Genomic DNA, 1,422 nt, shown 5'->3' with positions numbered 1-1,422 from the left:
CGGTAACGGCGGTTCGAATCCGCTCGGGGGTACCAGGAGGAGCCCGGACTCATCGCGAGTCCGGGCTCTCTGCATGTCAGGGGTGGTGCGCGGGGTGGTCCCGCGCCGTGTGCGGAGGGATGTGCCGCGGATCACCCTCCCGTCCCCTCCCGTGCTGTCACGGGACGGCGGACCGCCGTGTCCCCACTGTCGACGAACCGCGATCGAGCGATCGGCGACGAAAGGCAGGCGCCCCATGAAGCGGGTCACCGTCCGGGACCAGATCCCCGACATCTACGGCAAGATCCTCGCAGTCGGCCCCGAGCTGCAGGAGATCCTCGGAGACACCCTGGCCGAGCTGGTGAAGCTGCGCGTGTCCTACATCAACGGGTGCGCGTTCTGCATCGACCAGCACACCACCGACGCCCTGGGCCAGGGCGAGTCGCGGCAGCGGCTGTTCCTGCTGGCCGCATGGCGCGAGGCCGCCGCGCACTTCACCGACGCCGAGCGGGCGGCGCTGGAGCTGGTGGACCAGGTCACCCGCCTGGGCGAGCACGGGGTGAGCGACGAGGCCTACGCCGGTGCCGCCGAACACTACGACGAGCGGGAGACCGCGGCGCTGATCCTGGCCGCCGCGCACATGAACCTGCTCAACCGGGTCGCGATCACCACGCACCTGCACCCGCCGCGGCGGCGCTCCTGAGCGGTCGCCTCAGGCCCCTTCGGAGATCCGGGCCACCACGGCCCGGGTCTCCACCTCGCCGGCGCCCGAGGCGCCGGTCATCGCCAGGAGCTGGTCGAGCAGCCAGTCGGCCAGCTCCTCGGCCGGCATCGTGCGCTCCCGCAGCCAGATGAGCACCGCCGACTCCACCGCCGAGATCCAGCACCGCAGCGCGAGCAGCATCCGCGGCCCGGGCGCGTCCGCCCCCGAGCGCTCCACCAGCAGGTCCAGCACCTGCCCGCGCACCTCGTCGATGACCGACTCGGTGCTCTCCGTGGCCACCAAGGAGCCGCCGCGCAGCAGCGCGGTGTAGGCCGGGGCGTAGGCGTCGGCGAAGGCGATGAACGCGCGCAGGGCGGTGCGCAGCTGTTCGAGCAGCGGCAGGTCGGGCGGCGGCACCAGGCGGGGGGACAGCTCGTCCACGGCGGTGCGCAGCGCCGCCTGGCGCAGCTCGCCCATGTTCGGGAAGTACCGGTACACCAGGGCGCGCGAGACGTCCGCCGCCTCGGCCACGTCCTCAGGGGTCACCTGGTCGGGCGGGCGCCGGGCGAACAGTTCCAGGGCGGTGCGGATGAGGTCCTCGCGCCGCCGGTGCGGCGCCATGCGGCGGGGGCGCCGCACCCTCGTGCGCTCCCCGCCGCCCGTGCCCTCGCTGCTGACCATGATTCGACCGTACAGCGGGGTCTAGGTGTGATGTTCCGGGACGTTGGTAACACCCGACA

General features: G+C 72.9%; 2 protein-coding genes. One reads left to right on the top strand and one right to left on the bottom strand.

The features are described from left to right. Positions 1-235 precede the first annotated feature (235 nt). A complete protein-coding gene (locus tag D476_RS0119545) occupies positions 236-682 on the top strand; it encodes a carboxymuconolactone decarboxylase family protein (RefSeq protein ID WP_017625620.1) in 447 nt (148 codons plus the stop codon). A 9-nt stretch (positions 683-691) separates the two neighbouring features. On the opposite strand, the gene D476_RS0119540 is transcribed toward D476_RS0119545, so the two are convergent. Continuing rightward, positions 692-1,303: a TetR/AcrR family transcriptional regulator gene (locus tag D476_RS0119540; RefSeq protein ID WP_026123669.1), complete on the bottom strand. Its 612-nt coding sequence runs from the start codon at positions 1,301-1,303 to the stop codon at positions 692-694. Between the last annotated feature and the right edge of the window lie 119 nt (positions 1,304-1,422).

This window comes from Nocardiopsis chromatogenes YIM 90109, from assembly GCF_000341185.1.
Classification (GTDB): Bacteria; Actinomycetota; Actinomycetes; order Streptosporangiales; family Streptosporangiaceae; genus Nocardiopsis_A; species Nocardiopsis_A chromatogenes.
Note: the sequence above shows the minus strand (reverse complement) of the source record. Positions and strands in the feature narration are given on the sequence as shown.

Bases quoted from the DNA above. Each gene is read 5' to 3' on its own strand.
- D476_RS0119545 (WP_017625620.1), top strand. From the start codon at position 236: ATGAAGCGGGTCACCGTCCGGGACCAGATCCCCGACATCTACGGCAAG.
- D476_RS0119540 (WP_026123669.1), bottom strand. From the start codon at position 1,303: ATGGCGCCGCACCGGCGGCGCGAGGACCTCATCCGCACCGCCCTGGAA.